This window comes from Acinetobacter sp. YH12108 (assembly GCF_013419055.1).
In the GTDB taxonomy this organism is placed as follows: domain Bacteria; phylum Pseudomonadota; class Gammaproteobacteria; order Pseudomonadales; family Moraxellaceae; genus Acinetobacter.
The window spans coordinates 19,292-33,439 of record NZ_VPAW01000010.1 but is presented as its reverse complement, the minus strand read 5'-3'; the positions used below and the strand labels follow the sequence as shown (position 1 = coordinate 33,439).

11 protein-coding genes are annotated in these 14,148 nt (G+C 45.1%); 9 read left to right on the top strand and 2 right to left on the bottom strand.

Annotated elements, in window-relative coordinates:
- Positions 1-32: 32 nt before the first annotated feature.
- Positions 33-1,235, bottom strand: coding sequence for a CynX/NimT family MFS transporter (locus FTU46_RS08185; protein WP_180104718.1), 1,203 nt, complete (start codon positions 1,233-1,235; stop codon positions 33-35).
- Between the two features lie 408 nt (positions 1,236-1,643).
- Between FTU46_RS08185 and murG the strand changes: the two genes are divergently transcribed.
- From murG to lpxC, 7 genes are all read left to right on the top strand, one after another.
- Positions 1,644-2,741 (top strand): undecaprenyldiphospho-muramoylpentapeptide beta-N-acetylglucosaminyltransferase, encoded by a 1,098-nt coding sequence (gene murG, locus FTU46_RS08180; protein ID WP_180104717.1) that lies wholly within the window; start codon positions 1,644-1,646, stop codon positions 2,739-2,741.
- Positions 2,742-2,753: 12 nt separating this feature from the next.
- A complete protein-coding gene (murC, locus tag FTU46_RS08175) occupies positions 2,754-4,202 on the top strand; it encodes a UDP-N-acetylmuramate--L-alanine ligase (protein WP_005232692.1) in 1,449 nt (482 codons plus the stop codon).
- Between the two features lie 53 nt (positions 4,203-4,255).
- Positions 4,256-5,185 (top strand): D-alanine--D-alanine ligase, encoded by a 930-nt coding sequence (locus FTU46_RS08170; protein WP_159123788.1) that lies wholly within the window; start codon positions 4,256-4,258, stop codon positions 5,183-5,185.
- Between the two features lie 3 nt (positions 5,186-5,188).
- On the top strand, positions 5,189-6,043 hold the full coding sequence (locus FTU46_RS08165) for a cell division protein FtsQ/DivIB (protein ID WP_034170250.1): 855 nt from the start codon (positions 5,189-5,191) through the stop codon (positions 6,041-6,043).
- Positions 6,044-6,114: 71 nt separating this feature from the next.
- A complete protein-coding gene (gene ftsA / locus FTU46_RS08160; RefSeq protein WP_034170249.1) occupies positions 6,115-7,377 on the top strand; it encodes a cell division protein FtsA in 1,263 nt (420 codons plus the stop codon).
- A 159-nt stretch (positions 7,378-7,536) separates the two neighbouring features.
- Positions 7,537-8,724 carry a cell division protein FtsZ gene (gene ftsZ / locus FTU46_RS08155; RefSeq protein ID WP_180104716.1) on the top strand — a complete coding sequence of 396 codons (1,188 nt, stop codon included), beginning with the start codon at positions 7,537-7,539 and terminating at the stop codon, positions 8,722-8,724.
- Positions 8,725-8,850: 126 nt separating this feature from the next.
- A complete protein-coding gene (lpxC, locus tag FTU46_RS08150; protein ID WP_180104715.1) occupies positions 8,851-9,753 on the top strand; it encodes a UDP-3-O-acyl-N-acetylglucosamine deacetylase in 903 nt (300 codons plus the stop codon).
- Between the two features lie 99 nt (positions 9,754-9,852).
- Here lpxC and FTU46_RS08145 read toward each other — a convergent pair whose 3' ends face one another.
- Positions 9,853-10,293 (bottom strand): DciA family protein, encoded by a 441-nt coding sequence (locus tag FTU46_RS08145; RefSeq protein ID WP_004781492.1) that lies wholly within the window; start codon positions 10,291-10,293, stop codon positions 9,853-9,855.
- Between the two features lie 110 nt (positions 10,294-10,403).
- Between FTU46_RS08145 and FTU46_RS08140 the strand changes: the two genes are divergently transcribed.
- Positions 10,404-11,093 (top strand): M23 family metallopeptidase, encoded by a 690-nt coding sequence (locus FTU46_RS08140; RefSeq protein ID WP_034170247.1) that lies wholly within the window; start codon positions 10,404-10,406, stop codon positions 11,091-11,093.
- A 350-nt stretch (positions 11,094-11,443) separates the two neighbouring features.
- Complete coding sequence (aceE, locus tag FTU46_RS08135; protein ID WP_180104714.1) at positions 11,444-14,146, top strand: pyruvate dehydrogenase (acetyl-transferring), homodimeric type; 2,703 nt, start codon at positions 11,444-11,446, stop codon at positions 14,144-14,146.
- The last annotated feature ends 2 nt before the right edge of the window (positions 14,147-14,148 follow it).

The window sequence follows — 14,148 nt, the reverse complement described above, 5'->3', positions numbered from 1 at the left end:
ATAATAAAAAAGAGCCTCGTCTGAGGCTCTTTTTATTGGGCATAATGCTTGAATAAAAGCAGGGTCATTAAGATTCCTAATATAGAGAGGCTGGCGGTAACTGCCGCGATATAAGCCCAATTCTGTGTAGTCGAAACCAGTGCTGCGCTCAAAGGCGGCACAAAAAATTGAGCACAGGCTGAAAGCTGTAAAACCAGACCCACACTGGCTGCTGCGGCATTGGCACGCGGGGCATGCTGCAAAGTAATGGCAAAAACAGTGGTCGGGATAATTCCACCAATCAGTGAAAACAGTACAGCACTTATAAACTGTAAGTCGAACATGAGCCATGAACTGGCTGCAAAAGCCAGAAAGCTGCTGCACAGCATGGCTGTAAATCCGGTACTGAATAGCGTCTTGGGTTTCCAGCCACGTTGTAACAACATACCTGCACCAAAAGTGCCGCCCAGATTGGCAAGTACCACGATTGAAACCAGAACGCCTGCAACTTTTAAATCAATACCATGTTCGACGTACATGCTGGGCAGGAACCCGGTCACGGTAATCCACTGACTGGTATAACAGGCAAAAATAATAGCTAAACACAGAATGGGTGGATGGGTAAGGGTAACTTTGACAATCTGCCAGAATGAAGTATTTGACGGTACTGGTTGAGGAATTGTGTTAGATGCAAATGCCATTGAATCTATTCGCAGGTATCGTTTAATGATGCCTGCAATAATCAAGCATAGACTGCCGAGAATAGCCCAAATATTCTGCCAGTTCAGGTATTCGAGTAAAACAGGAATACTAAAAACAGCAAGACTGACACCGACACCCATATAGGAACTCCAGAGCCCCATTTTAAAATTCAGTGTTTCAGGCCGACTGATCCGTTTTAAAATTGCAGGCGCGCACAAGGAAATAGTTAAAAATCCAATCCCTTCGGTAAAGCGGAAGAAATATAAGGCTGTGGCATGCTGAATCCAAAGGCCAGCGATACTGCTCAGTCCTAAAATGATTAACGCCAAAATCATGCAGCGCTTTAAACCCACTTTTTCCGAAAAAGCACCAATACAAAGGGCGAATAGCATCCCGGCCCCTTGTACTAAAGATAGGGAAAACCCGGCTTGCGTAAAACTTAAGCCTAAATCCTGTTGCAGAATAGGAATAATAGCAGACAGTTTGCCGACATGCATGGCCGCCAGATAACCGGCTAAAATAATCCATAGATCACGAATTGATATTTTTGACATCTATAATGCTTGAGTCCAGTTAAGGAATAGGCGGATCAATTTAAAAAAATTTATATAGAGATAGGGATAACATAAAATTTTATTCAGATTTATATGATTTAGGCATAAGTTAATAGGATGAATTAAATGGAAAAATAGCAGTAATTAGTGAAAAATGTATAGATTTAGGAAATGACTATAAAAAGATTAAATGAAAAATATTTAAAAATTATGCTTATATTTCACTTAAGTCTAAGGAAAAATGCAGACCTTATAATAAAACTAGTTTAAACTTCAAATTAGTATGAAAAAAACAATGAAACGCTTGTTGAAATAAGGTAAATAAACTTTCAAGGGCAAGCGTTTGTGATTACAATTGATGACTTAAATTAGACCTCCTGTTTCATTTTTTAATTGAAGAATTAGACCGTGACCGACGCTCAGCAAAAACAGCCTAAACATGTCATGATGATGGCCGCAGGTACGGGTGGACATGTGTTTCCAGCGTTAGCCGTTGCAAAAGATCTACAACAACAAGGAATTGAAGTGTCCTGGTTGGCAACACCAGCGGGCATGGAAAACCGATTATTAAAAAACCATAATATTCCAATTTATCAAATCGATATTCAAGGTGTGCGTGGCAATGGTTTTGTGCGTAAAGTCTTGGCCCCGTTTAAAATTTTAAAAGCCACTCTTAGTGCTATGAAGCATATGAAACAGCTCAAAGTCGAAGCTGTTGCAGGCTTTGGCGGTTATGTGGCAGGACCGGGTGGTCTGGCAGCGCGGATCCTGGGTATTCCTGTGATTATTCACGAGCAAAATGCAGTCGCGGGTTTTACCAATACCCAGTTGTCACGGGTCGCTAAAATGGTATGTCAGGCTTTTCCTGATACTTTCCCGGCACAAGACAAAGTAGTAACCACCGGTAATCCGGTACGTAAAGAAATTACAGAAATTTTAAATCCGTCCTGGCGTTATCAGGAGCGGGAAAAAGCTGGCCAGCCGCTACGAATTCTGATTGTTGGTGGTTCACTTGGGGCACAAGCCTTAAATGAACGTGTGCCGGAAGCCTTGAAACAGTTGAATGTGCCGTTAAATGTCTATCATCAGTGTGGTCAAAATCATGCTGAAGCAACGCGCGCACGTTATGCAGACAAACCCGCCTCCTTGCAGGTTGAAGTTCAGCCGTTTATTGAAGATATGGCCCAAGCTTATAGCGACGCCGATCTGGTCATTTGCCGTGCCGGTGCACTGACAGTTACTGAAATTGCAACTGCTGGTGTAGCTGCGATTTTTGTACCGCTACCAAGTGCGGTTGATGATCACCAAACTGCGAATGCCAAATTCCTGGCCAATCAGCAGGCAGCCAAAATCTGCCCGCAGGCTACTTTGACGCCAGACAGTTTAAAAACCTTATTAGAGCCGATGCTTGACCGTCAGGTATTGATGGAAATGGCGATCAAAGCACGCCGTCAGGCTCAACCCGATGCGACCCAGCATGTGGTCCGTTTAATTCAAGAATTGTAATCCGAGTAAATTATGTCTCCAGTAACCCCAGCAGACCAAGCAAAGAAATTAATTAAAGTCCCGGAAATGCGCCGGATCAAGCATATCCATTTTGTAGGGATTGGTGGTGCAGGGATGTGCGGGATCGCGGAAGTACTGAAAAACCAGGGGTATAAAGTTTCTGGTTCAGACATCAAGGCCTCTAAAACTACGGCTCAATTAGAAGAAAATGGTATCAAGGTCTATATCGGCCATGCAGCCAGCAATATTAAGGGTGCCAATGTCATCGTGGTATCTACCGCGATTGATAAGGAAAACCCGGAGATCAAGGCAGCTCTTGAAACCCGTACACCGGTAGTCCGTCGTGCAGAAATGCTGGGTGAGCTGATGCGTTACCGTCACGGGATCGCGGTTGCAGGCACTCACGGTAAAACCACAACCACCAGCCTGATCACCTGTATGCTGGCAGAAGAAAATCTGGATCCAACTTATGTGATCGGCGGTTTGCTAAACCGTACCGGTGTGAATGCCGCTTTGGGTGCAAGTCGTTATATCGTGGCAGAAGCCGATGAATCAGATGCCTCATTCCTGTATCTAGAACCAATGGCTGCCGTGGTGACCAATATCGATGCTGACCATATGGATACTTATGGCGGTAGCTTCGATGTTTTAAAAGATACCTTTATCCAGTTTCTGCAAAAACTGCCATTCTATGGTTTAGCGGTTGTGTGTGGTGACGATGCCAATATCCGTGAAATCATGCCACGTATTGGTCGTCCATTACTGACTTATGGTTTTAATGAAGATAATGACATTCGTGCCGTCGATGTCGTACAGGAAGGTATGCGCAGCCACTTTACCGTATTACGTAAAGATCGTGAGCCGCTACGCGTGACTGTGAATCAGCCGGGTCTGCACAATGTACTCAATGCCTTGGCTGCAATTGGGATTGCAACGGATGAAGGCGTATCCGATGCAGCTATTTGCCGTGCACTGGAAGGCTTCAGTGGTGTAGGTCGTCGCTTCCAAGTACAAGGTCAATTCGAACTTGAAGGCGGCGATGTGAAACTGGTCGATGACTATGGTCACCATCCAAAAGAAGTAGAAGCCACTATTAAAGCGGCTCGTGCCAGCCATCCAGATCGCCGTCTGGTGATGATGTTCCAGCCGCACCGTTTCAGCCGTACCCGTGACTGTTTTGATGACTTCGTAGAAGTGCTTTCACAAGTTGATCAGCTGCTCTTACTTGAAGTGTATCCGGCAGGGGAAAAGCCAATTGTAGGTGCAGATAGCCGCGCATTGGCACGTAGTATCCGTTTACGTGGGGAAGTTGAACCAATCCTGATTGATCCGGTTGAGGGGAACCTGAGCCAGGTGATGAAAAAGGTATTGCAAGCAAATGACTTGTTATTAACCCAAGGCGCAGGTAATGTTGGAGCAATCTCAATCGAACTTGCTCAAAATCATTTATATGTAAAGTAAAATAGTCATGTTATGACTGATTGAACAGATTCAAAAAGTTTAAGGATATAAACGTGTCAAATGCTTCAAAATTCGGAAAAGTTGCCGTATTGCTGGGTGGTAAATCTGCAGAGCGTGAGGTTTCGCTAGATAGTGGAACCGCCGTACTTGAGGCATTAATGCGTTCTGGGGTCAATGCAGAAGCGTTTGATCCACAAGAGCGTAGTGTTACCGAGCTGGTAAATTATGATCGTGCGTTTGTGGTATTGCATGGTCGTGGCGGTGAAGACGGTCAGATTCAGGGTGCGCTGGAATGGTTGAATATTCCATATACCGGTACAGGCGTACAGGGTTCTGCCATTGGTATGGATAAAGTCAAAACCAAACAGGTTTGGCAGGGTTCAGAATTACCTACTGCGCCATATCGTATCGTGACCAAGAACTCGAATGCGCAAGAAATTGTATCTGCTCTAGATTTGCCGCTGATCATTAAGCCTGTACACGAAGGTTCGAGTATTGGCATGAGTAAAGTTGAAAAAGTAGAAGACTTTGCTGATGCGATTGCCAAAGCCACTGAACATGATGCCGTGGTTATGGCAGAGAAATGGATCACAGGCCGTGAATTTACCATTGTAATTCTGAATGGTCAGGCCCTACCTGTCATTCGTCTGCAACCGCCAGAAGATGTGGCTTTCTATGACTATGAAGCTAAATATCAGCGTAATGATGTGGAATATGGCATTCCATGTGGCTTAAGCGAGTCTGAAGAGAAAGAATTGCAAGCTTTGGCTCTACGTGCCTTCCAGGCGGTGGGTGCAAGTGGCTGGGGCCGTATTGATGCAATGCAGGATGAACAGGGTAAGTTCTGGTTACTGGAAGTGAATACTGTTCCGGGGATGACCAGTCACTCTCTGGTACCAAAAGCGGCAGCAGCCGTCGGCTATAGTTTTGATGCGCTCTGTGTAGCGATTCTGGAACAAACATTAAACGGTGCGGCACACTAAGTTATGGCTCAACTCCCAGCAACCATGCGCCGTAAACGTGCTGCGATTACCTCAATTCACGACAAGCCGCCGACACGCAAAGAGAAACTAACCAACCTGGGTGGTTGGGCCTTGTTGTGTGTCGCGCTGGTGGTGCTGGCTTTTGGGATTTTTGGCCTGTATAAGGTGATGACTGATGCTCAGGTAGCAGAGCTGAAAGTGGCAGGAACGCGTACAACAGCTGAAGAGCGCCAGGTCATGCAGTACGTATCACCGATTGTGACTGAAAACTATTTCACTTCGGACCTGGAATCGATTCGTGACCGCGCACTGGAATTGTCCTGGGTGGACCGTGTGGTGGTATCTCGTGCCTGGCCAGACAAGATTCATGTCCGGGTAATGCCGCATCATGCTATTGCCCGATGGGGTACAGGACGACTGCTGAGTGATAGTGGCATTATTTTCACTGAAGTCAGCCCTAAAGATTATTCAGCTTTACCGTTGCTGCATGGACCATCTACTCATGCAAATACCATGATGCGACGTTATAATGAAATCAACCAGTTATTTTTACCACAAGGTATTCGTTTAAAAGAATTATATTTAACTGAACGAATGACCTGGTTTATGCAGTTTGATTCAGGTTTGCGTGTGATTGTCGATAAAGACCAGACCATGAGCAAGTTGCAACGTTTGAGTCATCTGTCCTATAGCGAACTAAAACCGGTATGGTCAAAAATTTCAGCGATTGACCTGCGTTATCGTAATGGATTGGCGATTCAATGGAAAAATTCAATTCCGCCTAAAATTGTAAATGGTCAATTTATTGTAACCATTAATGACACGGGCGTTGAGAATAATGTAACAGTAAAGCCATAATGACCGGCTTTAAAAACTAGAGGCCTTATAAAGCCATAAATCTAACAAACACGTAATGGTAGTAGTTAATAATGAGTGAAGCTGTTCCCTCGGTTGTGGCGATTGACATTGGGACACACAAAGTTTCAGTTTTGATTGGTAAGGTACACGCGCCAGACAATATCCAAGTGATTGGGATGGCGACCGCTCGTAACCGAGGCATGAATAAAGGAAAAATTGTCAGTCTCGATAAAGTCATTACCGCCATTAAAAACGCCGTACAAGAAGCGGAAGATATGGCTGAATGTCGTGTGCATTCTGCGTGGATTTCGATCCCAAGTGCTGAACTAAAAAGCTTTTATGCCTCGGGTCGTACCACCATTGATAATAGTGAACATTCAATTACGACCAGTGAAGTGGTGCGGGCACTTGAGCTGGCCAAAGCCAGTCATGTCACCTCAGATCATTATCTGGTCAGTGCGGTGCCTTTAGGCTTCGAGCTGGATGATGCACCGGAATGGGTACTTAACCCGATTCGTATGTCAGCACATAGTATGACAGGGCATTATCACTTGATGATGTTACCGATCAGCACCATGCAGAATATTGACCGCGCTTTAAAAGGGGCCAATATTGGTGTGGAGAAAATGGTGGTGTCCTGTCTGGCTACTGCTGAAGCCAGCCTGCTCAAAGATGAAAAAGAATATGGCGTGTGTCTGGTGGATATCGGTGCGGGAACGACCAATGTCGCTGTTTATCTGGATGGCCGTTTGGCGTTAACCCATACCATTCAGCGTGGCGGTGAACATGTGACCCGTGATATTGCAGCAGTTTTACAGACCACGACAGAAGAAGCAGAACGTCTGAAATTGCTCTATGGCTGTGTGGATCTAAAAGTGGTTAAACCAGAGCATATGATTCAGTTCCAGGGCATTGATGGACCACAAACCATTAGCCGGATTGAACTGACTGAAATTATCATGGCGCGTTATGAAGAAATCATGGGTCTGGTGCGTGATGAACTGGTGAACCATGGCGCGATGCAGGGACTGTATCATGGTGTGGTGCTGACTGGTGATGCCAGTCAGATTGAAGGTATGGTCAGCTTTGTACGCCGTACCTTGGGTGTATCTGCACATCTGGGCAATCCGCCGGTACAGGTCTATGCAGATGAACAGCACCAGGCGGCTTTACGTCGTTCCCAGTACGCAACAGTGGCTGGTTTGCTGATGTTTAGCCAGAGTGATACCCAGGAAACCCTCGTTGAGACCGAAGACGGGGACAAGTTATCAGTAACACAGCGCATTAAACGGGCATGGTCAGGTTTTAACGAAACGTTAAAAGCGATCTTTTAAGCGATTTTTATTGTGAATATTGTTGGGAAGTTGTAGTTAATCGGGCTTGTACTTGACAAGTGCTTGCTTGAGCAGCATTCTTAAAAACAATTTTTATCAAGATTAAGGCAGTATACGGGCTTAGTGACTGCCAATTATGAATTAGGAATTTTATAGGTCATGGCCTCATTTGAATTTTTCGAAGAAGATCATAGCGATAGCAATGGTCAAGCCCGTTTCACTGTATTTGGTGTAGGTGGTGCGGGTGGTAATGCTGTACAGCATATGTTGCAGTCCGATATCCAGGGCGTAAAGTTCGTCTGTGCCAATACAGACAAACAGGCATTGGATCGCATGGAAGCCGAATTTAAAATTCAGCTGGGTGAGCAAAGTACACGTGGTCTGGGTGCTGGAGCAAATCCACAGGTCGGTCAAGCGGCAGCAGAAGAAAGCCGTGAACTGATCCGCCAGCAGCTTGAAGGTACCGATATGGTATTTGTCACCGCCGGTATGGGTGGTGGTACAGGTACCGGTGCTGCGCCAGTCGTTGCTGAAATTGCCAAAGAAATGGGTATCCTCACTGTTGGTGTCGTAACTACGCCATTCAACTTTGAAGGTAAACGCCGTCTGCAATCTGCTGAGAAGGGGATTGAAGCGTTAGAACAGCATGTAGATTCTCTGATCATCATTCCAAACCAGCGTCTATTGAAAGTCTTCCGTGATATTTCAATGAAGGATGCGTATAAAAAAGCGGATGATGTGCTGTTGAATGCGGTACGTAGTATCTTTGATCTGGTGGTACGTCCTGGTCACATTAACCTTGACTTCGCCGATCTGAAAACTGCAATGAGTACGCGTGGTTATGCCATGATGGGTGTAGGCTTGGGTCGTGGTGAAAACCGTGCACGTCAGGCAGCAGAGCAGGCGATTCGCAGTCCATTACTGGATAACGTTACCATCATGAATGCCAAAGGTATTCTGATTAACGTAACTGGTGGTGATGACGTAACCTTCGGTGAAATTGAAGAAATTACTGATGTTGTAAATCAGATCGTGGATCTGGATGAAGGTCAGGTCTTCTACGGTACAGTATTTGACCCTGATGCTCGTGATGAAATCAGTGTAACGGTGATTGCGACTGGTTTGACTCGCCATGCTGCAGATTCGGTTGAGCCAACTAAACGCGCGAATGTACAGGCAGCACGTCCATCATCATCACAGGCAGTAGTTGAAGATGATGATGTACCGGCAATTCAGCGTCAGCAAAATGAAGCAGGTGCAGTAGCTAATCCTGCAGCTTCAGTTTCTAGCCCGCGTCCAACGCCTATGAGCATCCAGGATTACCTTAAAAATCAACAGCGTAAGTAATATGTAACAGCATGTGTTTACGATGATTGCACAGAAAAGGTGGCTTTAGAGCCACCTTTTGTTTTTTATCAATGGCCAAATATGCTAACGTATAGCGGTTTTATTGGTGAACAGATGATAAAAAGCATGTTGAAACAACGTACCCTGCAACGTATCGTGAAAGCGAGCGGAATCGGTCTTCATAGTGGGCAGAAGGTTATGATTAACTTTGTGCCGCACCACGCCGATGGGGGCATTGTGTTTCGTCGTATTGATCTGGAGCCACCTGTCGATATTCCTGCGGATGCCTTATTGATTCAGGAAGCTTTTATGTGTTCGAATCTGGTTCAGTCAAATGCTAAGGTTGGTACGATTGAGCATGTGATGAGCGCCATTGCGGGACTGGGCATTGATAACCTGATTATTGAAGTGTCAGCTTCAGAAGTTCCCATTATGGATGGCAGTGCCGGACCTTTCATTTATCTGCTCATGCAAGGCGGTTTGCAAGAACTAGATGCACCAAAGAAATTTATTAAAATTATTAAACCTGTTGAAGCTCTGATCGATGATAAACGGGCAATTTTTAGCCCACATGATGGCTTTCAGCTAAATTTCACTATTGATTTTGATCATCCTGCCTTTAAAAAAGAACATCAGTCTGCCAGCATCGATTTTTCTACAGAAACCTTCGTTTATGAAGTCAGTGAAGCGCGTACATTCGGCTTTATGAAAGACCTTGACTACTTGAAAGCCAATAATCTGGCTTTGGGTGCAAGCTTGGAAAATGCCATCGGTGTAGATGAAACTGGTGTGGTCAATGAAGAAGGTTTGCGTTTCTCGGATGAGTTTGTACGTCACAAGATTCTGGACGCAGTAGGTGATTTATACCTGCTAGGCCACCAGATCATTGCCAAATTTGATGGTTACAAATCAGGGCATGCTTTGAATAATCAACTATTGCGTAACGTGAAAAGTGACCCAAGCAGCTATGAAATTGTAACATTTGATGACGTAACTCAATGTCCAATTAGTTATGTAACTGTGACATAAGTCCTTGTCTTTGTGTCTTTGTGTTATAACTTAGCTGCATCTAATGTGACACCTGTCACATAAAAATAACATTGGAATTTATTACATCTCATTGCAATGTTACTTTTTATTGCTTGCCAAACGTAGTAAAGCTTGGCTAAGCTTAGGGTCGCTTATAAAGTCAGCAGCACCGCGAAGTAATTCCTGTGTTTCTGGACTCAAGGCTCTTTCAGATTTTTCTGGAACCGGTTGAACAGGGGATGGATTCCTTAAGCAAACCTGGATTTTAGTGAGATCTTTTAATTCGTTTATTTGAGAGAGTTGTGAGATGTATTGCTTTTGAAGATAGGCCAATTGAGAAATCATGGCTTGGTTTTCACCAGTAATCGTTAACACACCATTTTGATAGCAGGCAACTTGCCATTGTTCGGGTTGAGGCAATAGCGGTTGTACGAGTTTCGTAAGCTTCTGCCATGCAGAAACTTGTGATGAGAGAAACGAAAAGTTTCCTGTTTTTATCTGTTTTCTTGTTTTTTGAAAGACGTTGACAGGTTCCGACATACATAATTCCTACATGTTTATGTCTTAATCTTATGCGCTTCTTAAAGTGGATATCAAGGAAGAGATCTTCAAGAAACTCGATTAGCAGTTTAGAGAGGTTTTTTATGCATATGCCTATGCGACGTATCCTATTGGCATTTTCTATTTCGGTTTCAGCTGCTTCAGTAGCTTTTGCAGATTTAGTGGATCTGAATCAACAAGATGCTACACCTGACCGTCTTGAGCAGTTAACACGTACTTTATCGCAGGGTTCTTATACCCATCCTGAAGATATTGATATTCCCGCACAAACTAAATTAAATGTTCAGCTACGTGAAAAACCGGTTGAACTGAATAATCAGACCATTGCTCAAAAATATGGCAATTCTTCATCCAGTAAAGTTGCATCTTCAAATAATCCTTATTCGTGGTTAGTGGCTCATCCATTACCCGACATGAAACGTGTCAGCTCAAATTTTGGCGGCCGTACCATGGGTGGTCGTGCTGAAAATCACTCAGGTCTAGATCTGGCTGCTGCAAGCGGTACACCGATCTATGCAACTGGTCCTGGTATCGTAACCAAATCGGGTTGGGGTACAGGTTATGGTCAGTATGTCGAAATTAACCATGGTAATGGATACCTTACTCGTTATGCCCATGCTTCACGCTTGATTGCACGTGTGGGAGATCAGGTGCAAGCCGGTGATCATATTGCGAATGTAGGTTGTACAGGTCGTTGTACTGGTCCTCATCTACACTATGAAGTAGTAAAAGACGGTCAACGTAAAAATCCTTCAACTTATTTAGCAATGTTGCCTTAAGCGTAGCTTTGCTCAAAATAACTGAAATACTTTAATACGTCTGATACTTGATACTCATAAAAAATCAATCAAACCGCTTTTAAGGCAATTAGACTGAACATTTCTTCCAGGGAGTAGAGGAGGAGTTCGGTCTAATTGCTTTTAGATATTATATTATCACCGAGAATTATAACTGTCGTATAAAAAATCGCCATTATTGACTTCTTTTTGTTACTTTGTGTAATAAAGTGTCAATGGATATTTAGATAATAAATAGTACTCCAGAACCGCATTCAGCCAGAGCCATACCTGCATAAGCCGTAAATATGATACATATAAGTGATCAATTTGGCTTTCAGGAACTGTAGATTATGGCGTTTTATGGAGATACCGACGCTCAAGAAACCCAAGAATGGCAAGACGCTTTTGACTCCGTTTTGCAGCACATGGGAACCGAGCGCGCCGCCTTTTTACTTGAAAAACTTTATCAACGCGCAATTGCCAAACATGTTCCTATTCAGCGTTTAAATACTCCCTACTTAAACACTATTTCTGTAGAAGAACAACCTGCGATGCCGGGCGACCAGGATATGGAGCGCCGTATTCGCGCGCTGATCCGCTGGAATGCTTTGGCAATGGTGCTTCGCGCAAATAAATCCGGTGATGACCTGGGTGGTCATTTGGCCAGCTTTGCTTCATCTGCCACTTTATACGATGTGGGTTTTAACCATTTCTTCCGTGCCAATAACGACAGCTTCGGTGGCGACCTGATTTACTATCAAGGTCACTGTGCACCGGGGATTTATGCCCGCTCATTTCTAGAAGGTCGCTTAACTGAAGAGCATCTGAATAATTTCCGTCGTGAAGTCGGCGGTAAAGGCTTACCCTCTTATCCTCATCCTTACTTGATGCCAGACTATTGGCAGTTCCCGACGGTATCGATGGGTCTCGGTCCAATCATGTCGATCTATCAGGCGCATATTCAAAAGTATTTGATGAACCGTGGCTTGATTAAGGAAGAAGACCGTAAAGTCTGGGCGTACCTGGGTGATGGCGAAATGGATGAGCCGGAAAGCTTGGGTGCGATCTCACTGGCGGGTCGTGAGAAGCTGGACAACCTGATCTGGGTAGTGAACTGTAACTTGCAGCGTCTGGATGGTCCGGTACGTGGTAATGGCAAGATCATTCAGGAACTTGAGTCATTATTCCGTGGTGCTGGCTGGCGCGTGATTAAAGTTGTCTGGGGTCGTCACTGGGATCCGCTACTGGATAAAGACAAATCTGGTGCACTCAAAGCGATTATGGAAGAAGCAGTGGATGGTGATTACCAGCGCTATCAGGTGAAAGGTGGTGCCTACGCACGCGCACATTTCTTTGGTAAATATCCAGAAGCAGAAGCTTTGGTCAAAGACCTGAGCGATGAAGATATCGATAATCTGAACCGTGGTGGTCATGACCCGTACAAAGTCTTTGCTGCCTATGCAGAAGCGACCAAGGCCAAAGGTCAACCAACGGTCATTCTGGCGAAAACCGTAAAAGGTTATGGTCTGTCTGATGAAATTGAAGCGGTGAACAAGACGCACCAAATCAAGAAAATGCAGCTGGAATCATTGAAATATGTACGTAACCGTTTCAACTTGCCATTTACTGATGAACAACTGGAAGAAATTCCATTCTACCGCCCAAGTGAAAATTCGCCTGAAATTAAATATATGAAGGCACGCCGTGAAGCACTGGGTGGTTATCTGCCAGCACGTCGCAAAGAAAGCGAATCTTTACCAATTCCTGAGCTCTCTGTTTTTGATGCTGTGCTCAAAGGTTCAAACGGTAAAGAACAGTCCACCACCATGGTCATGGTTCGTCTCATCTCTGCCTTATTAAAAGAGAAAGCAATCAAGGACCGTGTGGTACCGATCGTGCCAGATGAAGCGCGTACCTTTGGTCTGGAAGGGATGTTCCGTCAATTGGGGATCTATGCAGCGCATGGTCAACAATATACCCCTGAAGATCAGGAACAGTTGATGCATTACCGTGAAGCCAAAGACGGTCATATGCTACAGGAAGGGATTAACGAAGCCGGTGCAATGAGTGCATGGGCGGCGTTGGCGACCAGTTATTCAACCAATAACCTGCCAATGATCCCAATGTACATGTACTACTCAATGTTCGGCTTCCAGCGTATCGGCGATATTGCCTGGGCAGCAGGTGATGCACAGGCGCAAGGGTTCTTGCTGGGTGCAACCGCTGGCCGTACGACCTTAAATGGTGAGGGCTTGCAGCATCAGGATGGTCATTCGCATATTCTGGCCAACACCATTCCAAACTGTGTCTCTTATGACCCGTGCTTTGGCTATGAGCTTGCCGTGATCGTGCATGATGGTCTGCAACGTATGTATGTGAATCAGGAGCGTGTGTTCTATTATCTGACCCTGATGAATGAAAACTACGAACATCCGCCAATGCCGCAAGGTGCAGAAGAAGGCATCAAGCGTGGTATGTATCTGCTGGAAGAAGACGAAAAAGCGACGGTTCAGTTGATGGGTTCAGGCGTGATTCTGCGTGAAGTGATCAAGGCCGCAAAAGTCCTGCGTGAGGAATATCAGATTCATGCCAATGTCTGGAGCGTGACCAGCTTTAACGAACTCGCTCGCGATGGTATGGCATGTGAAGAATATAACCGCCTGCATCCACTAGCTGAAGAAGCGAAAGAGCCATGGGTGTCTCAGCAGTTACGTGACAAGGACGGTATTGTGGTATCGGCTACCGATCACATGCGTGCCTATAGCGAACAGATCCGTGCCTATCTTCCAGATAGCCGTCCATTCGTAGCCTTGGGTACCGATGGTTATGGCCGTTCAGATACCCGTGGCAACCTGCGTAGCTACTTTGGTGTCGATGCTGCACATATTGTCGTAGCAACCTTGAAGAAGCTGGCAGATGAAGGCGAAGTCGATGCACGTTTAGTGAAAGATGCGATCTCTAGCTTTGAGTTAGATACTGATCGTCCGGTGGCTTGGGCGCCACAGGCGACCCCGGAACTGCATGCTGTTGCTGACTACAAAGAGGAGAACTAATC

Excerpts from the sequence above, each read along its gene's own strand:
- lpxC (WP_180104715.1), top strand. The coding sequence starts at position 8,851 with ATGTTGAAACAACGTACCCTGCAACGTATCGTGAAAGCGAGCGGAATC.
- FTU46_RS08140 (WP_034170247.1), top strand. The coding sequence starts at position 10,404 with ATGCCTATGCGACGTATCCTATTGGCATTTTCTATTTCGGTTTCAGCT.
- aceE (WP_180104714.1), top strand. The coding sequence starts at position 11,444 with ATGGCGTTTTATGGAGATACCGACGCTCAAGAAACCCAAGAATGGCAA.
- FTU46_RS08145 (WP_004781492.1), bottom strand. The coding sequence starts at position 10,293 with ATGTCGGAACCTGTCAACGTCTTTCAAAAAACAAGAAAACAGATAAAA.
- ftsA (WP_034170249.1), top strand. The coding sequence starts at position 6,115 with ATGAGTGAAGCTGTTCCCTCGGTTGTGGCGATTGACATTGGGACACAC.
- murC (WP_005232692.1), top strand. The coding sequence starts at position 2,754 with ATGTCTCCAGTAACCCCAGCAGACCAAGCAAAGAAATTAATTAAAGTC.
- FTU46_RS08185 (WP_180104718.1), bottom strand. The coding sequence starts at position 1,235 with ATGTCAAAAATATCAATTCGTGATCTATGGATTATTTTAGCCGGTTAT.
- ftsZ (WP_180104716.1), top strand. The coding sequence starts at position 7,537 with ATGGCCTCATTTGAATTTTTCGAAGAAGATCATAGCGATAGCAATGGT.
- FTU46_RS08165 (WP_034170250.1), top strand. The coding sequence starts at position 5,189 with ATGGCTCAACTCCCAGCAACCATGCGCCGTAAACGTGCTGCGATTACC.